The following is a 21,459-nucleotide window of genomic DNA, read 5'->3' on the forward strand; positions in this document are numbered from 1 at the left end:
TTACGTTGCCTCTTCGGCGGACCCTAGCGCTCGTGAAGGGCTGTGTGACCGGTTAGTAATGCGCGTCACGTCTCATCTGACGGACATCACACCGGTAGCTGTCACGACTGGTCTCGTACGGCGTAGTTGAGCACCTTATCGCTCAACAACTCCTCCATGTCGTCGAGAAGCGCGAGTGTCTCTCGTGATACTTCGTCCGGTTCGCGCCCCGCGACCATCTCGCGCCCGATGCTGCCCATGACCGTCTGATGGATCCAGTTGATCTGACCTGCGATCAGGGCGGGCAGCGGATCGCCGGGAGCGGCGCCCGTCTCCTCCCGGAGGGTCGTCTCCAGGTTCTCCTGGACCTCCTGCTGGATGCTCCACAGCCGGGAGCGGAGCGGGGGCGCGTCATGGATGACCCGCATGAAACGGTCGTAGCCCGGCATCAGGCCGACCCGGGGCGACACCGCCTCGACCTCGTCGCGCAGCTCCCTCAGCACGGCCGCCGCCGCGGACTCGCCCACGTCCCGCCCGCGCACCCAGCGCGAGAGGCGGTCGACGACGCCCTTGCTGCGGTCGAGGAAGAGGTCTTCCTTGGTCGGGAAGTAGTTGTAGACGGTGTTCACGGACACGTCGGCGGCATCCGCCACCTCGGCGATCGTCACCGTGACGAAGCCGTGCTCCAGGAACATGCCTGTGGCGATGTCCGAGATCCGCTGCCTGGTCTCGCGCTTCTTCCGCTCCCTGAGCCCCTCTGCCATGGCTCAAATGCTAGCTTCGTGGGCCGTCTGAAATTTTGGAGCCATTGCAAACTTTAAGAGACTCTGTTTTTCTTGGCCCATGCCCATCATCAGTACGGCCTCGCTCGCTCGTACCTTCCAGACCCGGCGTGGTCCCGTGGAAGCCGTGCGCGGTATCGATCTGACCGTCCGCGAGGGCGAGATCCTCGGCTTCCTCGGCCCTAACGGCGCCGGGAAGACGACCACGCTCCGGATGCTCACGACCCTGCTCGAACCGACCGGCGGCGCGGCCACCGTGGCCGGCCACGACCTCGCGACCGACGCCGCCGGGGTGCGCCGGGCGTGCGGGTACGTGGCCCAGTCGGGCGGGGTGGATCCGCAGATCTCCGTACGGGAGGAGCTGGTCACCCAGGGCCGCCTGTACCGCCTGTCGAAAACGCAAGCAGCGGCACGCGCGGCCGAGTTGGCCCGCGACCTGGATCTCACCGACCTGCTCGACCGCAGGTGCGGCACGCTCTCCGGTGGTCAGCGCCGCCGCCTCGACATCGCGATGGCGCTCACGCACCGCCCGAAGGTGCTGTTCCTCGACGAGCCGACGACCGGCCTGGACCCCGCGAGCCGCGCCGACCTGTGGGACCTGGTCCGCCGGCTGCGCGACGCGCACGGCACGACCGTCTTCCTGACCACCCACTACCTCGACGAGGCCGACGCCCTCGCCGACCGCCTCGTGATCGTCGACCGGGGCGTGGTCGTGGCCGAGGGCACGCCGAGCGCCCTGAAGCTGGAGTACGGCGGCTCGATCGGCGCCTCGCTCCAGGACACCTTCCTCGCGATCACCGGCCGGGGTCCCGTCCCGGCCGACGCCGCCCCCGTAGCCGTATAGGACAGCCATGCTTCTGCACGACACCGCGATCATCTACGGCCGCTACCTGCGCCAGTCCCTGCGCTCCCGCTTCGCGCTGCTGTTCGGGGTCCTGATGCCCTTGCTGTACCTGGTCTTCTTCGGTCCGCTGCTCACCGGTCTCCCGCTCGGCGGCAGGGGCAGTTCCTGGCAGGTCCTGGTGCCGGGGCTGCTGCTCCAACTGGGCCTGTTCGGGGCGCTGTTCGCGGGCTTCATGATCATCCTGGAGAACGGCCAGGGCGTGGTGGAGCGGATGCGGGTCACCCCGGTCAGCCGGCTCGCCCTGCTGCTGGGCAGGGTGCTGCGCGAGGCCACCGTCTTCGTGCTCCAGGCGGTGCTGCTGGTGCTGGCCGCGCTGGCGATGGGGCTGCGGGCCCCGCTGATCGGCATCGTGATCGGCTTCGCCTTCGTCGCCCTGCTCACCGTCTCGCTGGCCTCGCTGTCGTACGCGCTGGCGATGAAGGTGCGCACCCCGCAGGAGTTCGGGCCGCTGGTCAACGCGGTCAGCATGCCGTCCATGCTGCTGTCGGGCCTGATGCTCCCGATGACGCTGGGGCCCAGGTGGCTGGACGTCCTGTCGCACTTCATGCCGTTCCGCTATCTGGTGGACGCGATGCGCGACGCCTACGTCGGCGCGTACACGACGGATCACATGCTGTACGGCGTCCTGGTCGCCGTCGGCTTCGCGGTCCTGGCCGTGACGGTCGGCACACGCGTGTTCCGCACGGCCGGAGCGTAATTACCCTGGCCTCATGGTCAATCTGACGCGCATCTACACCAGGACCGGCGACCAGGGCAGCACCGCCCTCGGCGACATGAGCCGGGTCGCCAAGACCGATCTGCGGATCTCCGCGTACGCGGACGCCAACGAGGCGAACGCGGTGATCGGCACGGCGATCGCGCTGGGGGGTCTGGAGGAGGAGGTCGTCACGGTTCTCACCCGGGTGCAGAACGACCTGTTCGACGTCGGAGCCGACCTGTCCACGCCCGTGGTCGAGAACCCGGAGTTCCCGCCCCTGCGCGTCGAGCAGTTCTACGTCGACAAGCTGGAGGCGGACTGCGACCGCTTCAACGAGCGGCTGGACAAGCTCCGCTCCTTCATCCTCCCGGGCGGCACCCCCGGCGCGGCCCTGCTCCACCAGGCCTGCACGGTCGTACGGCGTGCCGAGCGCTCGACGTGGGCGGCGCTGGAGGTGCACGGCGACCACATGAACCCGCTCACGGCGACCTACCTGAACCGGCTGTCGGACCTGCTGTTCATCCTGGCCCGTACCGCCAACAAGGACGTCGGGGACGTGCTCTGGGTGCCGGGCGGGGAGCGCTAGCGCCGCTGCTTGGGGAACAGGGTGTAGCTGCCGGCGATCACCACGTTGATGCCGACCAGCCACAGCATCCGCTGCTGCCAGGCACGCAGGGAGTCGGCCTGCCCGTCGCCGACGTACCAGACCGCGGCCTGCAGCAGGACCACGGCGACCACCGCGGCGAGGATCCAGCGGCCCGCGACCTTCCACTCGTGGACGGCGCGGGCCGTGCCGTACCTCGGCGGCTTCACCGGCGGCGGGCCGCCCGCGAACCGGTGGGCGACCCAGGCGTCCGCCCACTTGATCGTCGAGTGCCCGAGACCCACGGTGAAACCGATGTAGACGGCGGCCAGTCCGTGCTTCCAGTCGGGCTCGGCACCGTTCCTGAGGTCGATCGCGGTGACCGTGAACAGCACGAGTTCCAGCAGCGGCTCGCACAGCAGCAGGGCCAGTCCGACACGCGGCATGCGCAGCCCGTATCGGAAGGCCAGCCCGGCTGCCAGCAGCACCCAGAAGGCCACCTCACACGCGACGATCAGTCCGACGATCACGACCGCTCCCTTCGTCTCCCGTCCAGGCTGCCGACGCGCGCGGCCCCTCGCGTCGTCGCCGGTGAGGAAACCGCCCTACATCGAAAGATGCAGTCCAGGACCATTCCCGGGCATCACGCGCCGCCCGCGGACACCGTGTTGGATGGGGTCATGGCCCTCCCCCGCCCGCACCGCTTCGACATCTGCATCGCGGCCGGCGGCCTGCTCGGCGGACTGCTGCTGGTGGGCATCGGACTGGGCACCCGGCCGTCCAGCGACCCGATCACCCTCTTCGACGGCCCCTGGCCGGTCCTGCTGCCCCTCACCGTGCTGGCCGGCTGCGAACTGCTGCGCCGCACGGCCCCGCGCGCGGCGCTGCTCACCGGCACCGCCGCGATCTGCGCCGACCTCGTGACCCAGGGCAACCTCGCCACGATCCTGATGTTCACCGACGTCGTCTACGCGGCCGTGCTGTACGGCCCGCTCGCCTCGGCCCGCCGCATCCAGTGGATCACCGGGCTGCTGACCGTGGCCGGCACGCTGGTGCCGTTCGCGGTGTGGCGGGTGCCGGAGGCGCTGCTGATCGGCGTGGTCGTGGGGGTCGTGGCGTACGGGCCCGCCGCCACCGGGTGGATCGTGCGCAACCACCGTGACGCCGCCGAGGCCGCCCGGCTGCGCGCCGAACAGACCGCGCTGCTCGCCGAGATGGACCGCACCCAGGCCGTCACCGCCGAACGCGCCCGGATGGCACGGGAGTTGCACGACATGGTGGCCAACCACCTGTCGGCGATCGCCATCCACTCCACGGCCGCCCTGTCCATCGACGAGCCCGCGACCTCCCGCGAGGCCCTCGCGGTGATCCGGGAGAACAGCGTCGACGGGCTCGCCGAGATGCGCCGGCTGATCGGCATCCTGCGCGACGGCGACCACGAGCCCTCCCCCGTCCCCACCCTCGACGGCCTCGGCGCCCTCGTCGACGGCGCCCGCGCCAACGGTCTGGACGTCACCCTGGACGCCTGCCACCACGCCGCCGTGCCCGCTCCCGTCGAACTCGCGGCCTACCGCATCGTCCAGGAGTCCCTGACCAACGCCCTCAAGCACGCCTGTCCGGGCCCGGTCTCGGTGTCCCTCGCCGAGCGGGACGGCGCGCTCACGGTCGAGGTGAGCAGTCCGTACGGCGACCGGGACGGGCCGCGCGCCCCCGGCTCGGGTGCGGGGCTGGTCGGGATGCGGGAGCGGGCAGCCCTGCTGGGAGGCACCTTCCGGGCCGGACCGCTGGGCGCGCTGTGGACCGTCCACGCCACGCTTCCCGTACCGGAAGGAGAATCCGAATGATCCGCGTCCTGGTCGCCGAGGACCAGTCGGCCGTCCGCGCCGGACTCGTCCTCATCCTGCGCAGCGCTCCCGGTATCGAGGTGGTGGGCGAGGCCGCGGACGGTGAGCAGGCGGTGGAGCTGGCCCGCGAGCTGCGGCCGGACCTGGTGCTGATGGACGTCCAGATGCCGCGGCTTGACGGGGTGTCGGCGACGCGGCAGGTCGTGGGGGAAGGGCTCGCGGACGTCCTCGTGCTGACCACCTTCGACCTCGACGAGTACGTGTTCGGGGCCCTGCGGGCCGGTGCCGCCGGTTTCCTGCTGAAGAACACGGAGGCGAAGGACCTCATCACGGCCGTGCGCACGGTGGCGCGGGGCGAGGGAATCGTCGCCCCGGCCGTCACCCGGCGTCTGATCGCCGAGTTCGCCGCCAGGCCGGTGCGCGGGACGGGCGTCGATCCGGCCGTCCTCGACACCCTCACCCGGCGGGAACGCGAGGTGCTCTCCTGTCTCGGGGAGGGCCTGTCCAACGCGGACATCGCCGAGCGCCTCGACATGGCCGAGGCCACGGCGAAGACGCACGTCAGCCGTCTGCTGGGGAAGCTGGAGCTGCGCAGCCGAGTGCAAGCGGCGGTACTGGCACAGGAGTTGAGGGTCTAGTTGTCTCATGAACCAGAGTGGTCCAGACCTATTGACCCGTGGTCCAGACCTTTCTATTCTCGCGGGACCGTGGGTGTGAAGGCTCAGTCACGCCCCCAACTCCCCTAGGAGGCGCACGATGCGCTTCAGACACAGAGCCGCGGCAGGGTTCGCGACACTGTTGCTCCCCTTCGCCGGCCTGGTCGGCCTCGCGAGCCCCGCCCAGGCCGCGACCACCGCCACCGCCACCTATGCCAAGACCCAGGACTGGGGCACCGGCTTCGAGGGCAAGTGGACGGTGAAGAACACCGGCACCACCAGCCTCAGCTCCTGGACCGTCGAGTGGGACTTCCCCTCCGGCACCTCCGTCACCTCCGCCTGGGACGCCGACGTCACGTCCTCCGGCACCCACTGGACCGCCAAGAACAAGTCCTGGAACGGCACGCTCGCCCCCGGCGCCTCCGTCTCCTTCGGCTTCAACGGCGCCGGCAGCGGCTCCCCCGCCAACTGCAAGCTCAACGGCGGCAGCTGTGACGGCGGATCCACCCCGGGCGACGCGGCGCCGTCCGCCCCCGGCACCCCCACCGCCTCCGGCATCACCGACACCTCGGTGAAGCTGGCCTGGAGCGCCGCCACCGACGACAAGGGCGTCAAGAACTACGACGTGCTGCGCGACGGCGCCAAGGTGGCGACCGTGACGACGACGTCGTACACGGACACCGGTCTGACCGCCGGCACCGACTACTCGTACACCGTGCAGGCCCGCGACACCGCGGACCAGACCGGACCGGCCAGCGGCGCGGTCGCCGTGCACACCACCGGCGGCACCACGGAACCCCCCACGGGGGACAAGGTCAAGCTCGGCTACTTCACCGAGTGGGGCGTCTACGGCCGCAACTATCACGTCAAGAACCTGGTGACCTCGGGCTCCGCCTCGAAGATCACTCACATCAACTACGCGTTCGGCAACGTCAAGAACGGTCAGTGCACCGTCGACGACACCTATGCCGCCTACGACAAGGCGTACACGGCCGACCAGTCCGTCAGCGGGGTCGCCGACACCTGGGACCAGCCGCTGCGCGGCAACTTCAACCAGCTGCGTGAGCTCAAGGCCAAGTACCCGAACATCAAGGTGCTGTACTCCTTCGGCGGCTGGACCTACTCCGGCGGCTTCGCCCAGGCCGCGGCCAACCCGGCCGCGTTCGCCGCCTCCTGCAAGTCGGTCATCGAGGACCCGCGCTGGGCGGATGTCTTCGACGGCATCGACATCGACTGGGAGTACCCGAACGCCTGCGGTCTGACCTGCGACACCAGCGGGGCCGCCGCCTTCAAGAACCTGATGGGGGCACTGCGTTCGACCTTCGGCCCCAACTACCTGGTCACCGCGGCCATCACGGCCGACGGCTCCTCCGGCGGCAAGATCGACGCGGCCGACTACGGCGGCGCCTCGCAGTACGTCGACTGGTACAACGTGATGACGTACGACTACTTCGGCGCCTTCAACGCGCAGGGCCCGACCGCCCCGCACTCGCCGCTGACGTCGTACGCGGGCATCCCGCAGGCGGGCTTCAACTCCGCCGACGCGATCGCCAAGCTGAAGTCGAAGGGCGTCGCCTCGAAGAAGCTGCTGCTCGGCATCGGCTTCTACGGCCGCGGCTGGACCGGCGTCACCCAGGCCGCCCCCGGCGGCTCGGCCACCGGAGCGGCACCGGGCACCTACGAGGCGGGCATCGAGGACTACAAGATCCTCAAGACGTCCTGCCCGGCCACCGGCACCGTCGCGGGCACGGCGTACGCCTACTGCGGCAACAACTGGTGGTCCTACGACACCCCCGCGACGATCGCCGGGAAGATGACCTGGGCCAAGAACCAGGGCCTGGGCGGCGCGTTCTTCTGGGAGTTCAGCGGCGACACCGCGGGCGGTGAGCTGGTGAGCGCCATCAACAGCGGACTGAGCTGAACCAGGATCCACTGAGGGCGCGCGGCCTGTGCCGCGCGCCTTCGGCGTACTCCCCCCAGGGCCGTTCGGCCCGCACCGAGGGACCATCAGCGGCCGAAGGACGGCTGCCGACCGGGAACAATCGGTATCTCGACCACAAGCGGAATGACTCGTTCGGGGGGACGAATGCAGCGCAGGTCCAAGAACAGGCGAAACTCCGACAGCCCGTCGGCCAGGCCCAGGACGACCTACCTGGGGATGTTCACCGGGACGACGGTCGCGGCACTCCTGACCGTCCTGCCCGTCGGGGTCACCGTGACCCTCGACTCAGGCCACGTTGACACGCTGACCGGGGGGAGCTGCCTCCAGCCACGCCAGGAAGCCGGTCAGCGCGTCCTCACTCATCGCGAGTTCGAGACGCGTGCCCCGGTGCAGACAGGTCAGGATCACGGCGTCGGAGAGCAGGGCCATCTCCTCCTCCCCGTCGGGGAGACGACGGCCGGCGACCTCGATCGCGGCCCGCTCCAGGACGCGGCGCGGGCGATAGGCGTAGGAGAAGACGCGGTACCACTCGACGCGGTCGCCGTTGTAGCGGGCCACGCCGTAGCTCCAGCCCTTGCCGCCGGGGTCGGTCTTCTCCGGGACGTCCCAGCGCAGGGAACAGTCGAAGGTACCGCCGGAGCGCTGGATGAGCCTGCGGCGCAGGCCGAAGACGAACAGCCCCAGCACCACCAGGGCCACGACGATTCCGCACACAGTCAGAGCGAGGACCATCGACACCGACCTCCTCGTCTCCTAGGTACCTTCAATAGGTAACGGAACGGAAAAAACATCCAGATCTGCCTCAGCCGCGACCGGCTCCGGATCGCTCCGGTGCCGGCCGCGGCTGAGTGACGTCATACGGCTCCGCGCTGGTTCAGCGCGCAGTCGCCGCGCGCAGTCGTACGTCCGCGCGACGCTCGGCGGCGGCGTCGCCCTCCGCCTTCGCGCGCTCCAGCTCCCGCTCCGCGCGCTGGACGTCGATCTCGTCCGACAGCTCGGCGATCTCGGCCAGCAGCGACAGCTTGTTGTCGGCGAACGAGATGAAACCGCCGTGCACGGCGGCGACGACCGTCCCGCCATCGCTCGTACGGATGGTCACCGGGCCCGACTCCAGCACACCGAGCAGCGGCTGGTGACCGGGCATGACGCCGATGTCGCCGGACGTGGTGCGCGCGACGACCAGGGTGGCCTCGCCGGACCAGACCTCTCGGTCGGCCGCGACCAGCGCGACGTGCAGCTCAGCAGCCAAGGTGGCTCCTCGGGTCACCACCCGGCGGTTCGGCCGGGTGTTGGTTACAAGTCTAGTAGGCGTGGAAGAGGGGGCGGGACGTGCCCCGCCCCCTCAGGTGTGAACCACAGGGTTCACTGCGAACTCAGGGAGTTCAGGAGACGCCGAGCTCCTTGGCGTTGGCCTTGAGGTCCTCCAGGCCACCGCACATGAAGAACGCCTGCTCCGGGAAGTGGTCGAACTCGCCGTCGCAGATCGCGTTGAACGCGGTGATCGACTCGTCCAGCGGCACGTCCGAGCCGTCCACGCCGGTGAACTGCTTGGCGACGTGGGTGTTCTGGGACAGGAAGCGCTCGACGCGGCGGGCACGCTGGACGACCAGCTTGTCCTCCTCGCTGAGCTCGTCGATACCGAGGATCGCGATGATGTCCTGGAGGTCCTTGTACTTCTGGAGGATCCCCTTGACGCGCATCGCGGTCTCGTAGTGGTCCTGCGCGATGTAGCGCGGGTCCAGGATCCGGGACGTGGAGTCCAGCGGGTCCACGGCCGGGTAGATGCCCTTCTCGGAGATCGGACGGGACAGAACCGTCGTCGCGTCGAGGTGGGCGAAGGTGGTGGCCGGGGCCGGGTCGGTCAGGTCGTCCGCGGGGACGTAGATCGCCTGCATCGAGGTGATCGAGTGACCACGGGTCGAGGTGATGCGCTCCTGGAGGAGACCCATCTCGTCGGCCAGGTTCGGCTGGTAGCCCACCGCGGAGGGCATACGGCCGAGCAGGGTCGAGACCTCGGAACCGGCCTGCGTGAAGCGGAAGATGTTGTCGATGAAGAACAGCACGTCCTGCTTCTGCACATCGCGGAAGTACTCCGCCATGGTCAGACCGGCGAGGGCCACGCGCAGACGGGTGCCCGGGGGCTCGTCCATCTGGCCGAAGACCAGCGCGGTCTTGTCGATGACGCCCGAGTCGGACATCTCCTCGATGAGGTCGTTGCCCTCACGGGTGCGCTCACCGACACCGGCGAACACGGAGACACCGTCGTGGTTGTTGGCGACGCGGTAGATCATCTCCTGGATGAGCACCGTCTTGCCGACGCCGGCGCCGCCGAACAGACCGATCTTTCCACCCTTGACGTACGGGGTGAGAAGGTCGATGACCTTGACGCCGGTCTCGAACATCTCGGTCTTCGACTCGAGCTCGTCGAAGCGCGGGGCCTTGCGGTGGATGGACCAGCGCTCGCCGTCGTAGGTCTCGTCGACGTTCAGCACCTCACCGAGGGTGTTGAACACCTTGCCCTTGGTGAAGTCGCCGACCGGGACGGTGATGCCCGTGCCGGTGTCGGTGACGGTGGCCTGGCGGACCAGACCGTCGGTGGGCTGCATCGAGATGGTGCGGACCAGGCCGTCACCCAGGTGCTGGGCGACCTCCAGGGTCAGCGTCTTCTTCGCGCCGTCCTGGGCCGGGTCGGCCACCTCGACGTGCAGAGCGTTGTAGATCTCCGGCATCGCGTCGACGGGGAACTCCACGTCGACGACCGGGCCGATGACCCGGGCGACGCGGCCCGTGGCAGCGGCCGTCTCAACTGTCGTCGTCATTACCTGTCACTCCCCGCGGACGCGTCGGCGAGGGCTGCGGAGCCACCGACGATCTCGCTGATTTCCTGGGTGATTTCGGCCTGGCGGGCCGCGTTGGCAAGTCGGGAGAGCGTGGTGATGAGCTCTCCCGCGTTGTCGGTGGCCGACTTCATCGCGCGCCGCGTGGCGGCGTGCTTGGAGGCGGCCGACTGGAGCAGCGCGTTGTAGATACGGCTCTCCACATAGCGCGGCAGCAGGGCGTCGAGGACGTCCTCCGCCGAGGGCTCGAAGTCGTAGAGCGGGAGGATCTCGCCCTGCGGCTTCGCCTCCTTGGCCACCTCTTCGAGGCTGAGCGGCAGCAGACGGTCGTCGAGCGCCGTCTGCGTCATCATCGAGACGAACTCGGTGAAGACGATGTGGAGTTCGTCCACGCCGCCCTCGGCCGTGTCCTTCTCGATGGCCTCGATCAGCGGAGCCGCGACCTTCTTGGCGTCCGCGTACGTGGGCTCGTCGGTGAAGCCGCTCCACGACTCCGCGATCTTGCGCTCACGGAAGTTGAAGTGCGCGACACCGCGGCGGCCGACGATGTAGATCTCGACCTCCTGGCCCTCGCGCTCCAGCCGCTCGGTGAGCCGCTCCGCCTGCTTGATGGCGTTGGAGTTGAAGGCGCCCGCGAGACCGCGGTCGCTCGTCAGGAGCAGCACCGCGGACCGCGTGACCGTCTCGGCCTTCGTGGTCAGCGGGTGCCTGGTGTTCGAGCCGGTACCGACCGCCGTGACCGCGCGGGTGAGCTCGGTCGCGTAGGGCGCGGAGGCCGCCACCTTGCGCTGCGCCTTGATGACGCGCGAGGCGGCGATCATCTCCATCGCCTTGGTGATCTTCTTGGTCGCGGTGACGGATCGGATGCGACGCTTGTAGACCCGGAGCTGGGCTCCCATGAGTCAGGTCCCTTCCTTACGTCACTTGGCCGCGGCCGGGGCGTCCTCGCCGAGAAGCTTGCCGTCCGAGGTCTCGAACTGCTTCTTGAAGTCGGCGATCGCGTCGGCAACAGCGGTGAGGGTGTCGTCCGACATCTTGCCGCCCTCCTTGATGGAGGTCATGAGGCCCTGCTCCTTGCGGTGCAGGTACTCGAGCAGCTCCTTCTCGAAGCGGCGGATGTCGTTGACCGGGACGTCGTCCATCTTGCCGGTGGTGCCGGCCCAGACGGAGACGACCTGGTCCTCGGTCGCCATCGGCTGGTACTGGGCCTGCTTCAGCAGCTCGACCATGCGCTGGCCGCGCTCAAGCTGCGCCTTCGACGCGGCGTCCAGGTCGGAACCGAAGGCGGCGAACGCCTCCAGCTCACGGAACTGGGCGAGGTCCACGCGCAGACGACCCGAGACCTGCTTCATCGCCTTGTGCTGCGCGGAACCACCGACTCGGGAGACGGAGATACCGACGTTCAGCGCGGGGCGCTGACCGGCGTTGAACAGGTCCGACTCCAGGAAGCACTGGCCGTCGGTGATGGAGATGACGTTGGTCGGGATGAACGCCGAGACGTCGTTGGCCTTGGTCTCGACGATCGGCAGACCGGTCATCGAACCGGCGCCCATCTCGTCGGAGAGCTTGGCGCAGCGCTCCAGCAGGCGGGAGTGCAGGTAGAAGACGTCACCCGGGTAGGCCTCGCGCCCCGGCGGGCGACGCAGCAGCAGGGACACGGCGCGGTAGGCGTCGGCCTGCTTCGAGAGGTCGTCGAAGATGATGAGGACGTGCTTGCCCTCGTACATCCACTGCTGGCCGATGGCCGAACCGGTGTACGGCGCCAGGTACTTGAAGCCGGCCGGGTCGGACGCCGGGGCGGCGACGATGGTCGTGTACTCCAGCGCGCCGGCCTCTTCGAGGGCGCCACGCACGGAGGCGATGGTCGAGCCCTTCTGGCCGATGGCGACGTAGACGCAGCGGACCTGCTTCTTCGGGTCGCCGGAGCGCCAGTTGTCGCGCTGGTTGATGATCGTGTCGACGGCCAGGGCGGTCTTGCCGGTCTGACGGTCACCGATGATCAGCTGACGCTGGCCACGGCCGATCGGGGTCATCGCGTCGACGGCCTTGTAGCCGGTCTCCATCGGCTCGTGCACCGACTTACGGGCCATGACGCCCGGAGCCTGCAGCTCAAGGGCACGACGACCGCTGGTCTCGATCTCGCCGAGGCCGTCGATCGGGGCACCGAGCGGGTCGACGACGCGGCCGAGGTAGCCCTCGCCGACAGCCACGGAGAGGACCTCGCCGGTACGGGTGACCGGCTGACCCTCCTCGATGCCGCTGAACTCACCGAGGATGACGCAACCGATCTCGCGCTCTTCCAGGTTGAGCGCGAGGCCGAGGGTGCCGTCCTCGAACTTCAGCAGTTCGTTGGCCATGGCCGAGGGCAGACCCTCGACCTTCGCGATGCCGTCGCCGGCAAGGGTGACCGTACCGACCTCCTCGCGCGAGGCCGCGTCCGGCTTGTACGACTGGACGAAGTTCTCCAGCGCGTCCCGGATCTCCTCCGGCCGGATCGTGAGCTCCGCCATCTGGGTTCCCTGCTCTCCTTGTTGGGCCCGAAGTTTCACTTTGGGGGTCTGGGGGCGACCCCCAGGATTCTTCATGTACGGCCCAACCAGGGCCGTCGTAAGTACGTACTGCTATGGAGTTGCTGCTAGCCCGCCAGGCGGCGGCCGGCGTCCTCGATGCGGTCCGCGATGGAGCCGTTGATGACCTCGTCGCCGACCTGCACCCGGATCCCGCCGAGGACCTCGGGGTCCACGTCGAGGTTGAGGTGCATCGGGCGGCCGTAGAGCTTCGCCAGGGCACCGCCCAGGCGCTGCTTCTGCTGGTCGCTCAGCGGAACCGCCGAGGTGACGACGGCCACCATGCGGTCCCGGCGCTCGGCGGCGAGCTTGGACAGGGACTCCAGTCCCGCCTCCAGGCTACGTCCCCGGGGCGCGGCCACAAGGCGCGTCACCAATCGCTCGGTCGTCGCATCGGCGCGGCCGCCGAGCAGGCTGGCGAGCAGCTCACGCTTGGCCGGGGCCGTGGCGGCGCGGTCGGTCAGCGCGGCGCGCAGCTCGGTGTTCGAGGCGACGATCCGGCCGAACCGGAACAGCTCGTCCTCGACGTTGTCGAGCTTGCCCCGCCGCTGCGCGGCGGTGAGGTCGGCGTCGTCGGCCAGCTCCTCCAGCGCGTCCACCAGGTCGCGCGAACGCGACCAGCGGGAGCGCACCATGCCGGACACCAGGTCCGTGGCGGGGCCGCCGACCTGCGTGCCGATCAGGCGCTGGGCCAGTTCGGCCTTGGCCTCGCCGGGCTGCGCCGGGTCGGTCAGGACCCGACGCAGCGACACCTCGCGGTCGAGCAGCGCGGTGACGGCGGCCAGCTCGTCGGCGAGCGAGCCGGCGTCCACGGACGTGTTGTCCGTCAGCGCGTCGAGACGCTCGCGTGCGGCTGCCAGGGCCTCGCGGCTCGCTCCGTTCATCGCGCGGCCTCGGCCTTCTCCTCGAGGTCGTCGAGGAAGCGGTCGATCACGCGGCTCTGCCGGGCGTGGTCCTCGAGGGACTCGCCGACGAGCTTGCCGGCCAGGTCGGTGGCGAGCTTGCCGACGTCCTGGCGCAGCGCGGAGGACGCGGCCTTGCGGTCCGCCTCGATCTGCGCGTGACCGGCGGCGACGATCTCCTCGCGCTGCCGCTGGCCTTCCGCGCGCATCTCGGCGATGAGCGTGGCGCCCTGCTCCTGAGCCTCCTGGCGCAGGCGCGCGGCCTCGTGGCGGGCCTCGGCGAGCTGTGCCTTGTACTGCTCAAGGACGCTCTGGGCCTCGGTCTGCGCGGCCTCGGCCTTCTCGATACCGCCCTCGATGGCCTCGCGACGCTCTTCCAGAACCTTGTTGATGGTCGGGAGGAGCTTCTTGGCGAGGAAGCCGAAGACGATGACGAAGGCGATCAGGCCGATGACGAGCTCCGGCCACGGCGGAATGAGGGGATTCTCCTTCTCCGCCTCGGCCGCCAGCTGAACCAGTGCGTGGTTCACATCAGTGCCTTTCGTCGAATGGGGCTGTCGTCGTGGTTCGTCTTAGTAGACGAACGGCATGACGAGGCCGATGAGGGCCAGCGCCTCACAGAACGCGAAGCCGAGGATCTGGTTACCGCGGATGAGGCCGGCCGCCTCGGGCTGGCGGGCAAGAGCCTGGGTGCCGTTGCCGAAGATGATGCCGACGCCGACGCCCGGGCCGATCGCGGCGAGGCCGTAACCGATGGAGCCGAGGTTGCCTTCGACCGCAGCGAGGGTCTGGAGAGCGGACATGCCGGTTCTTCCTTCTCTTTCAGTGACCGGTGGGGGTTGGCCACCGGATGTCTCTGGGGGTGTGGCGGGGGCGGTGCTCAGTGGTGCTCGGCGAGCGCGCCCTGGATGAAGGTGCAGGTCAGGAGGACGAAGACGTACGCCTGGACCGCCTGGATGAAGAGCTCGAAGGCCGTCATCACGATGACCATCACGAACGAGACGGCGGAGTAGGCGATGCCGATGCCGTTCAGCATGTACCAGCTGGCGATCGTGAAGAGCAGCAGCAGGGTGTGACCGGCGAACATGTTCGCGAAGAGTCGCACCGCGTGCGTGAAGGGTCGCACCAGCAGGTTCGAGGCGAGCTCGATCGTCATCGACAGCGGGAGCACGGCGCCCAGCGACTTGTCGTAGCCGGTGAAGTTCTTGAAGGCGCCGACGAAACCGTGCCGCTTGAAGGTCAGCGAGACCCAGGTGACGTAGACGAGCGCGGCCAGGATGGCCGGGTAGGCGATGATCGACGTCACCGGGAAGGAGGCGACGGGAACGATCGACCACAGGTTGAGCATCCAGATGAAGAAGAACAGCGAGACGGCGAGCGGAACGTACTTCTCGCCCTCCTTCTTGCCGATCGTCTCGTAGACGATGCCGCGGCGGACGAAGTCGTAGCCGGCCTCGGCGATCATCTGGAGCTTGCCGGGGACGACCTTCGGCCGGGCGAAGGCGGCCCAGAAGAAGCCCACGATGATGACGGAGCCGAGCAGGGCGAGCAGCATCGGCTTGTTGAAGTAGAGGCCGTTGCCGTCCGCGTCGCCCCAGAGGGGCTCGAACATGAACGAGTGCAGGCCGGGAGCCGGGAAGCCACACCCGTCGAACAGGTGACAGCTCGTGTCGAAAGCGAGCGTCTGCGTCGGGTCAGCACTCACCGCGGGCTCCTTCGTCGTGGCGCATAGGTACGGCAACCTCGTTGTGTCGGCGCGGCGGTAGGCCGCAGTTCGGCACGGGACTGGTGTAACGGATGTGGGGGCGGCCGGGGGGCATCGAGCCTCGCGTTCGAGCAGGCGTCAGCTCGGATGCCCGCGCCCGCGATGCCGCAGTTGGCACCGGACGATAGCAGGGTCTCTCAGTCGCATTTATCCCGGCCCTACCTCTCACGACGAGTGCCCTGATTTTTCGGGCTTGGTGCCCGAATCGGGTTCGACGTAGAGGATCTTGGACTTCATGTGGGCGCGTGTCTGTGCGGCGATCCAGGTGAGGGTGCCGACGACGAGCGTGAGAGCGAAAGCCTTGGGGTGGAACAGCGTGGTGTTCTTGAACACCGCGACGAAGACGAACAGCAGCAGGATCTGAGCCGTGTAGAGCATCAGGCCCATCGCCTGGAACAGGTGCGGAAGCGATTTGGCAGTGCGCTGCAGGACGTAGAGGCCGATCCCCATGAAGAGGATCACGATCAGCGTCGCCACCCCTGCCCCGATCGCACCCTTGCCACCGGCGACCACACCACTGACGACGGCGGCAACAGCGCCGACGGCAGCCGTGGGCACGGCGGCCTGAGCCAGGATCCGGACGTCGTTGGACGGCATGGCGGCAACTCCGCTTTCAAAGGGGGGGTGTGTCGTCATGGACGAGCGTAGTCCCGGGCTGAGGGTGACCCTCACGCCAAGGGACCGTCGCACCACGGTCCTTCGGCTCTGCCCTGGGTTCTCGTGAACCGTATCACAAACTATTTGATGCGGTCTTTACCTAGATGGTGTGCCCACTGTCACACATGAGAGTGAAGCTGCGCGTCTGTGCGGAAACACGGGTGAGTTGTCTGGTATAAGGGCGATTTGTCGCCCCGCCGAACTCCCACGCGTTGGCAATGCTTTAGTCAGATTCTTACCTTGGGCTTCAGCGCGAGGTCTCGGCCCTGCGCCGCTCCGGCACATGCGAACGAGCGCTCAGCGCGGTCGCCCCGTTGACACCCGCCACCCCCACCGCGACCGGGGTGCGCTGTTCCACGTCCACCTCCAGGGCATCCGCGACCACGGCCCGCCGGCGGCGGCGGTACCGCGGCGGCACGATGTGCTGGGCCCACAGAGGTGCGCGCGGGGTGAAGCGCGGCAGCAGGAGCAGCACGAGACCGATCGCGCTGAGGAACACCACACCGAGCACGATCCACATGGACGCGGAGTTCACCGAGTAGGCCAGCGAGCCGAAGGCGATCAGCGCCGACCAGAAGTACATGATCCACACCGCGCGGCTGTGCGAGTGCCCGATCTCCAGGAGCCGGTGGTGCAGATGCCCGCGGTCGGCGGCGAACGGCGACTGGCCCCGCCAGGTGCGGCGCACGATGGCCGAGATCAGGTCGGCGGCCGGCACCGCGATGATGGTCAGCGGCAGCAGCAGCGGGATGTAGACGGGGACCGTCTGGTGCACGGCCGCCTTCTCGGACCCGGCGAACAGCTTCAGCGCGTCCGGGTCGATCTGTCCGGTGATGGAGATCGCGCCCGCCGCCAGCACCAGGCCGATGAGCATCGAGCCGGAGTCGCCCATGAAGATCCGCGCGGGGTGCATGTTGTGCGGCAGGAAGCCCAGGCACATGCCCATCAGGATCGCCGAGAAGAGTGTCGCCGGGGCGGCCGCCTCGATGCCGTACGAGTACCAGATCCGGTAGGCGTACAGGAAGAACGCGGCCGCGGCGATGCAGACCATGCCGGCCGCGAGACCGTCGAGGCCGTCGACGAAGTTCACCGCGTTGATGGTGATGACGACGAGCGCGACCGTCAGCAGGGTGCCCTGCCACTGGGTCAGCGCGACCGAGCCGACGCTGGGGATGGGGAGCCACAGGATCGTCAGACCCTGCATCACCATCACGCCGGCGGCGATCATCTGGCCGCCCAGCTTGATCAGGGCGTCGATCTCGAACTTGTCGTCCAGGACGCCGATCAGCCAGATCAGGGCCGCCCCGGAGAGCAGCGCGCGCGGTTCGTTCGACTTCTCGAAGACCTCGCTGAGGTTGGTCAGGTGGTCGGCGACCAGCAGGCCCGCGCACAGTCCGAAGAACATGGCGATACCGCCGAGCCGCGGAGTCGGTTCCCGGTGCACGTCACGGGCCCTGATCTCCGGCATCGCTCCGGCCACGATCGCGAACTTCCGTACCGGCCCTGTCAGCAGATACGTCACCGCGGCCGTGATGCAGAGCGTCAGCAGGTATTCACGCACAGGCTTCCCCACAGGTCTCGCTGGCCATCTCAGCCCCACACCCTAGCGACGGACGCATATGGTTGTGGACTTCCGGGTAGAGCCGATGGTTGCACGTGCGGCTGTGCCCGCAGGTGCGGATACCCCCGCTCAGGCCGGATACGGCGGAAATCCGCCGACGAGATCCCGTACTTCTTCACGTGCCCGGGCGCTCTCGACCCAGCCGCGCACCACCCCTGCGAGCAGGGCGGCGATCCGCGCCATCTCCTTCTCGGCCATGCCCTGGGTGGTCACGGCGGCGGTGCCCAGGCGCAGTCCGCGCAGATCCGCGTGAGGCAGCACACAGCAGTCGAGCACCATGCCCGCGGCCGCGAGCCGTCCCCGCGCCGTGCGCCCGTCGACACCGAGCGGCGCCGGATCGGCCGTCACGAGATGGGTGTCGGTGCCGCCGGTGGTGACCACGAGCCCCTCGTCGGCCAGCGCGGCCGCCAGCACCCTCGCGTTGGCGACCACCTGATGGGCGTACGCGGAGAACGCCGGTGTCGCCGCCTCGCCGAACGCGACCGCCTTCGCGGCGATGGTGTGCATCTGGGCGCCGCCCTGGGTGAACGGGAAGACCGCCCGGTCGACCCGCTCGGCCAGTTCGCTCCCGCACAGGAGCATGCCGCCGCGGGGACCGCGCAGCACCTTGTGCGTGGTGGCGCAGACGACGTCGGCGTACGGCACCGGACTGGGCGCCGCTCCCCCGGCGACGAGCCCGATGGGGTGGGCGGCGTCGGCGATGAGATACGCGCCCACCTCGTCGGCGACCTCGCGGAAGTAGGCGTAGTCGATGTGCCGGGGGTAGGCGATGGAACCGCACACGATCGCCTTGGGCCGATGGGTGCGGGCGAGGGTGCGCACCTGCTCGTGGTCGATGATCCCGGTCTCGGCGTCGACGCCGTAGGGGACGAAGTCGAACCAGCGGCCGGAGAAGTTGGCGGGTGAGCCGTGGGTGAGGTGGCCGCCGTAGGGCAGGCCGAGGGCGAGGACGGTGTCGCCGGGGCGCAGCAGCGCGGCGTAGGCGGCCAGGACCGCCGAAGAGCCGGAGTGGGACTGCACGTTGGCGTGCTCGGCGCCGAACAGGGACTTCGCCCGCTCCACCGCCAGCCGCTCGGCGACGTCCACGATCTCGCAGCCGCCGTGGTGACGGGCGCCCGGATAGCCCTCGGCGTACTTGTTGGCCAGCGCCGAGCCGAGGGCGGCCAGTACGGCCGGCGAGCAGAAGTTCTCGGCGGCGACGAGCTGGAGCGTCGACGACTGCCGGTCGAGCTCCCCGAGCAGGATCTCGGCCAGCTCGGGGTCCTGCCGCGCGAGGACGTCGGCGGTCTGGGGCGCATGGGTGACCGACATGGTGGACTCCGGGGCGTCGACGGTGACGTACACCCAATGTAGGCCGGGGGCAGGTGAGACGCTCGGTCGTTGGTACTCCCGGGTGCGCACAACGCCCTTGAGGGGCGCGGGGAACTGCGCGACCAGCCACGACGCGCCCGCAGCCGCACGACAGCAGATCGTGGCAGGTCGTGGGCGCTCAAGCCCTCGCCGGCACCCCCGTCAGCGCCGTCACCACCGGGTCCAGCGCCTCGTTTATCTCGTCCCCGATCGAGCGGAAGAAGGGCAGCGGCGCTCCGTACGGGTCGAAGACCTCGTCGGCCTCGGCGGTGGGGGCCAGGAGCCACCCGCGTAGAGCGGCCGCGGCGCGGACCAGGGCGCGTGCGCGGCTCACCAGGCCGTCCTCCAGGGGCGGCAGGGTCGCCGGGTCTATCGCCTTCACCAGACGGGTGAACTCCTTCAGGGTGAAGGTGCGCAGGCCCGCCGAGTGCCCCATCGAGATCACCTGCTGGCGGTGGTCTCGGGTGGCGGTCAGGACCAGGTCCGCCATGATCACGTGTTCGTCCAGCAGCTCGCGCCCCGTGAAGCCGGAGGGGTCCGCGCCGAACTCGGCAAGGACGGTCTCCGCGTTGGCCTCCATGGGCGCGCCCTCGTGGCCCCAGGTCCCCGCGCTCTCCACGACGAGCCCGCCCCACAGCGGGTCGCCGAGCCGGTCCGCCAGGGCATGCCGGGTCAGCCGCTCGGTGATCGGCGAGCGGCACACGTTGCCGGTGCTGACGTGGAGGATGCGGAAGCTGTCACGCGGGAGCCCTGTGAAGGTCCGCGTCTCTTCCCCGTCCCATATGCCACGCCCCGCGTCAGGGGCCGTCAATTCGCCACCTCGAGGTCGGGTACGACCTTCCTGAGCTCTTCCGCGGAGATCGCGCCCGCGCGCAGCAGCAGGGGCACCTCGCGGGTGACGTCGACGATCGAGGAGGGGACGTTGCCGGGGGTCGGGCCGCCGTCGAGGTAGACGGAGACGGAGTCGCCGAGCATCTCCTGCGCGGCGTCGCAGGTCTCCGGCGAGGGGTGACCGGTCAGGTTGGCCGAGGAGACCGCCATGGGGCCGACCTCGGTCAGCAGCTCGATGGCGACGGGGTGCAGCGGCATCCGGACGGCCACCGTGCCCCGGGTGTCGCCCAGGTCCCACTGGAGGGACGGCTGGTGCTTGGCGACGAGCGTGAGCGCGCCCGGCCAGAAGGCGTCGACGAGCTCCCAGGCCAGCTCGGAGAAGTCGGTGACGAGACCGTGGAGGGTGTTCGGGGAGCCGATCAGCACGGGGGTGGGCATGTTGCGGCCCCGGCCCTTGGCCTCCAGCAGGTCGTGGACGGCCTCCGAGGAGAACGCGTCGGCGCCGATGCCGTACACCGTGTCGGTCGGGAGGACCACGAGCTCGCCACGGCGGACGGCGGACGCGGCTTCGCGCAGACCGGTCGTGCGGTCGGTCGCGTCGTTGGTGTCGTATCGCCGTGCCATATCTAGCGGGCCTCCTCGTACACGTACTGCTCTGAAGTCTGGGGCGGGTGGCTCACGGCATCGCCCTGCGGGCCGTAGCGAACCGGGGGCGGTTGTTCAGGTCGGGGTGGTCGGCCGCGTCGGCCCAGCCCCGCTCCTCGGTGAAGATCCACGGCACCTGGCCGCCCTGGGTGTCGGCGTGCTCGATGACGACGACACCGCCCGGGCGCAGGAGCCGGTGTGCGGTCCGTTCCAGACCGCGGATGAGGTCGAGGCCGTCCTCGCCGGAGAACAGGGCGAGTTCGGGGTCGTAGTCCCGCGCCTCGGGGGCGACGTACTCCCATTCGGTGAGCGGGATGTAGGGCGGGTTGGAGATGACCAGGTCGACATGGCCGTCGAGGTCGGGGAAGGCGTCCAGGGCGTTGCCCTGGCGCAGGTCGACCCGGGACCCCTCGACGTTCTTGCGGGTCCAGCGCAGGGCTTCCTCGGACAGCTCCACGGCGTGCACGCGGGAGCGCGGCACCTCCTGGGCGAGCGCGAGCGCGATGGCGCCGGAGCCGGTGCACAGGTCGACGATGCACGGCTCGACGACATCCATCGCGCGGACGGCGTCTATGGCCCACCCGACCACCGACTCGGTCTCGGGGCGCGGCACGAACACGCCGGGGCCCACCTGGAGTTCGAGGTAGCGGAAGTAGGCGAGGCCGGTGATGTGCTGGAGTGGCTCGCGCTGCTCACGGCGCGCGATGGTCTCCCAGTAGCGGGCGTCGAAGTCCGCGTCCTTCACGGAGTGCAGCTCGCCCCGCTTCACGCCGTGCACGAACGCGGCGAGCTCCTCCGCGTCGTTGCGCGGCGAGGGCACGCCGGCGTCGGCCAGCCGCTGGGTGGCCTGGGCCACCTCTGCGAGCAGCAGGTTCACGCAAGTCCTCCGTGTCGTAC

At 69.3% G+C, this 21,459-nt stretch carries 23 protein-coding genes; 6 read left to right on the forward strand and 17 right to left on the reverse strand.

What is annotated here, in order from left to right:
• Positions 1-101: 101 nt before the first annotated feature.
• Complete coding sequence (locus AQI94_RS07650; RefSeq protein WP_031040708.1) at positions 102-743, reverse strand: TetR/AcrR family transcriptional regulator; 642 nt, start codon at positions 741-743, stop codon at positions 102-104.
• A gap of 79 nt (positions 744-822) precedes the next feature.
• Between AQI94_RS07650 and AQI94_RS07655 the strand changes: the two genes are divergently transcribed.
• The 3 genes from AQI94_RS07655 to AQI94_RS07665 are packed head-to-tail and all read left to right on the forward strand — an operon-like array spanning position 823 to position 2,948.
• Complete coding sequence (locus tag AQI94_RS07655) at positions 823-1,605, forward strand: ABC transporter ATP-binding protein (RefSeq protein WP_031040705.1); 783 nt, start codon at positions 823-825, stop codon at positions 1,603-1,605.
• Between the two features lie 7 nt (positions 1,606-1,612).
• The gene (locus AQI94_RS07660; RefSeq protein WP_031040702.1) at positions 1,613-2,362 is read left to right on the forward strand and encodes an ABC transporter permease; all 750 of its coding nucleotides are present in this window, start codon (positions 1,613-1,615) and stop codon (positions 2,360-2,362) included.
• A 13-nt stretch (positions 2,363-2,375) separates the two neighbouring features.
• The gene (locus AQI94_RS07665) at positions 2,376-2,948 is read left to right on the forward strand and encodes a cob(I)yrinic acid a,c-diamide adenosyltransferase (RefSeq protein ID WP_031040701.1); all 573 of its coding nucleotides are present in this window, start codon (positions 2,376-2,378) and stop codon (positions 2,946-2,948) included.
• Here AQI94_RS07665 and AQI94_RS07670 read toward each other — a convergent pair.
• Complete coding sequence (locus AQI94_RS07670) at positions 2,945-3,475, reverse strand: hypothetical protein (RefSeq protein ID WP_031040700.1); 531 nt, start codon at positions 3,473-3,475, stop codon at positions 2,945-2,947. The two genes, AQI94_RS07665 and AQI94_RS07670, sit on opposite strands and share 4 nt — an antisense overlap.
• Before the next feature lie 150 nt (positions 3,476-3,625).
• On the opposite strand from AQI94_RS07670, the gene AQI94_RS07675 reads away from it, so the two are divergent.
• The 3 genes from AQI94_RS07675 (at position 3,626) to AQI94_RS07685 (ending at position 7,366) form a co-directional block, all read left to right on the forward strand.
• Complete coding sequence (locus tag AQI94_RS07675) at positions 3,626-4,789, forward strand: sensor histidine kinase (RefSeq protein ID WP_031040699.1); 1,164 nt, start codon at positions 3,626-3,628, stop codon at positions 4,787-4,789.
• Positions 4,786-5,427, forward strand: coding sequence for a response regulator (locus tag AQI94_RS07680; protein ID WP_031040697.1), 642 nt, complete (start codon positions 4,786-4,788; stop codon positions 5,425-5,427). Before AQI94_RS07675 ends, AQI94_RS07680 begins: the two co-directional genes overlap by 4 nt.
• A 118-nt stretch (positions 5,428-5,545) precedes the next feature.
• On the forward strand, positions 5,546-7,366 hold the full coding sequence (locus tag AQI94_RS07685) for a glycoside hydrolase family 18 chitinase (protein ID WP_031040695.1): 1,821 nt from the start codon (positions 5,546-5,548) through the stop codon (positions 7,364-7,366).
• Positions 7,367-7,672: 306 nt separating this feature from the next.
• Here AQI94_RS07685 and AQI94_RS07690 read toward each other — a convergent pair whose 3' ends face one another.
• The 15 genes from AQI94_RS07690 to prmC form a co-directional block, all read right to left on the reverse strand.
• On the reverse strand, positions 7,673-8,119 hold the full coding sequence (locus tag AQI94_RS07690) for a DUF2550 domain-containing protein (protein ID WP_031040693.1): 447 nt from the start codon (positions 8,117-8,119) through the stop codon (positions 7,673-7,675).
• Positions 8,120-8,261: 142 nt separating this feature from the next.
• The gene (locus tag AQI94_RS07695; RefSeq protein WP_007384727.1) at positions 8,262-8,636 is read right to left on the reverse strand and encodes a F0F1 ATP synthase subunit epsilon; all 375 of its coding nucleotides are present in this window, start codon (positions 8,634-8,636) and stop codon (positions 8,262-8,264) included.
• 133 nt (positions 8,637-8,769) lie between these two features.
• Positions 8,770-10,206: a F0F1 ATP synthase subunit beta gene (gene atpD / locus AQI94_RS07700; protein ID WP_007384726.1), complete on the reverse strand. Its 1,437-nt coding sequence runs from the start codon at positions 10,204-10,206 to the stop codon at positions 8,770-8,772.
• Positions 10,206-11,123, reverse strand: a complete 918-nt coding sequence (locus AQI94_RS07705; RefSeq protein ID WP_031040690.1) for a F0F1 ATP synthase subunit gamma — start codon at positions 11,121-11,123, stop codon at positions 10,206-10,208. Before AQI94_RS07705 ends, atpD begins: the two co-directional genes overlap by 1 nt.
• A gap of 21 nt (positions 11,124-11,144) precedes the next feature.
• Positions 11,145-12,734, reverse strand: a complete 1,590-nt coding sequence (atpA, locus tag AQI94_RS07710) for a F0F1 ATP synthase subunit alpha (RefSeq protein ID WP_007384724.1) — start codon at positions 12,732-12,734, stop codon at positions 11,145-11,147.
• Between the two features lie 125 nt (positions 12,735-12,859).
• Positions 12,860-13,675 (reverse strand): F0F1 ATP synthase subunit delta, encoded by an 816-nt coding sequence (locus AQI94_RS07715; RefSeq protein WP_031040687.1) that lies wholly within the window; start codon positions 13,673-13,675, stop codon positions 12,860-12,862.
• Positions 13,672-14,223: a F0F1 ATP synthase subunit B gene (locus AQI94_RS07720; protein ID WP_030320299.1), complete on the reverse strand. Its 552-nt coding sequence runs from the start codon at positions 14,221-14,223 to the stop codon at positions 13,672-13,674. The genes AQI94_RS07715 and AQI94_RS07720 overlap by 4 nt, the downstream gene beginning before the upstream one ends.
• A 42-nt stretch (positions 14,224-14,265) precedes the next feature.
• A complete protein-coding gene (locus AQI94_RS07725) occupies positions 14,266-14,496 on the reverse strand; it encodes an ATP synthase subunit c family protein (protein ID WP_031040683.1) in 231 nt (76 codons plus the stop codon).
• 77 nt (positions 14,497-14,573) lie between these two features.
• A complete protein-coding gene (atpB, locus tag AQI94_RS07730) occupies positions 14,574-15,398 on the reverse strand; it encodes a F0F1 ATP synthase subunit A (RefSeq protein ID WP_031040679.1) in 825 nt (274 codons plus the stop codon).
• 225 nt (positions 15,399-15,623) lie between these two features.
• Positions 15,624-16,055 carry a hypothetical protein gene (locus AQI94_RS07735; RefSeq protein ID WP_031040676.1) on the reverse strand — a complete coding sequence of 144 codons (432 nt, stop codon included), beginning with the start codon at positions 16,053-16,055 and terminating at the stop codon, positions 15,624-15,626.
• A gap of 307 nt (positions 16,056-16,362) precedes the next feature.
• Complete coding sequence (locus tag AQI94_RS07740) at positions 16,363-17,676, reverse strand: MraY family glycosyltransferase (RefSeq protein ID WP_031040674.1); 1,314 nt, start codon at positions 17,674-17,676, stop codon at positions 16,363-16,365.
• A 129-nt stretch (positions 17,677-17,805) separates the two neighbouring features.
• Positions 17,806-19,047: a serine hydroxymethyltransferase gene (locus AQI94_RS07745; protein ID WP_031040669.1), complete on the reverse strand. Its 1,242-nt coding sequence runs from the start codon at positions 19,045-19,047 to the stop codon at positions 17,806-17,808.
• 178 nt (positions 19,048-19,225) lie between these two features.
• The gene (locus AQI94_RS07750; protein WP_031040667.1) at positions 19,226-19,897 is read right to left on the reverse strand and encodes an arsenate reductase/protein-tyrosine-phosphatase family protein; all 672 of its coding nucleotides are present in this window, start codon (positions 19,895-19,897) and stop codon (positions 19,226-19,228) included.
• Complete coding sequence (locus AQI94_RS07755; protein ID WP_031040664.1) at positions 19,894-20,541, reverse strand: L-threonylcarbamoyladenylate synthase; 648 nt, start codon at positions 20,539-20,541, stop codon at positions 19,894-19,896. The genes AQI94_RS07750 and AQI94_RS07755 overlap by 4 nt, the downstream gene beginning before the upstream one ends.
• A gap of 52 nt (positions 20,542-20,593) precedes the next feature.
• Positions 20,594-21,439 (reverse strand): peptide chain release factor N(5)-glutamine methyltransferase, encoded by an 846-nt coding sequence (prmC, locus tag AQI94_RS07760; RefSeq protein ID WP_031040661.1) that lies wholly within the window; start codon positions 21,437-21,439, stop codon positions 20,594-20,596.
• Positions 21,440-21,459 lie beyond the last annotated feature (20 nt).

The organism is Streptomyces pseudovenezuelae (genome assembly GCF_001513955.1).
In the GTDB taxonomy this organism is placed as follows: Bacteria; Actinomycetota; Actinomycetes; order Streptomycetales; family Streptomycetaceae; genus Streptomyces; species Streptomyces pseudovenezuelae.

What these genes read in the sequence shown, in the direction of transcription:
- AQI94_RS07650 (WP_031040708.1), bottom strand. Translation starts at nt 743, where the DNA reads ATGGCAGAGGGGCTCAGGGAGCGGAAGAAGCGCGAGACCAGGCAGCGG.
- AQI94_RS07655 (WP_031040705.1), top strand. Translation starts at nt 823, where the DNA reads ATGCCCATCATCAGTACGGCCTCGCTCGCTCGTACCTTCCAGACCCGG.
- AQI94_RS07660 (WP_031040702.1), top strand. Translation starts at nt 1,613, where the DNA reads ATGCTTCTGCACGACACCGCGATCATCTACGGCCGCTACCTGCGCCAG.
- AQI94_RS07665 (WP_031040701.1), top strand. Translation starts at nt 2,376, where the DNA reads ATGGTCAATCTGACGCGCATCTACACCAGGACCGGCGACCAGGGCAGC.
- AQI94_RS07675 (WP_031040699.1), top strand. Translation starts at nt 3,626, where the DNA reads ATGGCCCTCCCCCGCCCGCACCGCTTCGACATCTGCATCGCGGCCGGC.
- AQI94_RS07680 (WP_031040697.1), top strand. Translation starts at nt 4,786, where the DNA reads ATGATCCGCGTCCTGGTCGCCGAGGACCAGTCGGCCGTCCGCGCCGGA.
- AQI94_RS07685 (WP_031040695.1), top strand. Translation starts at nt 5,546, where the DNA reads ATGCGCTTCAGACACAGAGCCGCGGCAGGGTTCGCGACACTGTTGCTC.
- AQI94_RS07690 (WP_031040693.1), bottom strand. Translation starts at nt 8,119, where the DNA reads ATGGTCCTCGCTCTGACTGTGTGCGGAATCGTCGTGGCCCTGGTGGTG.
- atpD (WP_007384726.1), bottom strand. Translation starts at nt 10,206, where the DNA reads ATGACGACGACAGTTGAGACGGCCGCTGCCACGGGCCGCGTCGCCCGG.
- AQI94_RS07705 (WP_031040690.1), bottom strand. Translation starts at nt 11,123, where the DNA reads ATGGGAGCCCAGCTCCGGGTCTACAAGCGTCGCATCCGATCCGTCACC.
- atpA (WP_007384724.1), bottom strand. Translation starts at nt 12,734, where the DNA reads ATGGCGGAGCTCACGATCCGGCCGGAGGAGATCCGGGACGCGCTGGAG.
- AQI94_RS07715 (WP_031040687.1), bottom strand. Translation starts at nt 13,675, where the DNA reads ATGAACGGAGCGAGCCGCGAGGCCCTGGCAGCCGCACGCGAGCGTCTC.
- AQI94_RS07725 (WP_031040683.1), bottom strand. Translation starts at nt 14,496, where the DNA reads ATGTCCGCTCTCCAGACCCTCGCTGCGGTCGAAGGCAACCTCGGCTCC.
- AQI94_RS07735 (WP_031040676.1), bottom strand. Translation starts at nt 16,055, where the DNA reads ATGCCGTCCAACGACGTCCGGATCCTGGCTCAGGCCGCCGTGCCCACG.
- AQI94_RS07745 (WP_031040669.1), bottom strand. Translation starts at nt 19,047, where the DNA reads ATGTCGGTCACCCATGCGCCCCAGACCGCCGACGTCCTCGCGCGGCAG.
- AQI94_RS07755 (WP_031040664.1), bottom strand. Translation starts at nt 20,541, where the DNA reads ATGGCACGGCGATACGACACCAACGACGCGACCGACCGCACGACCGGT.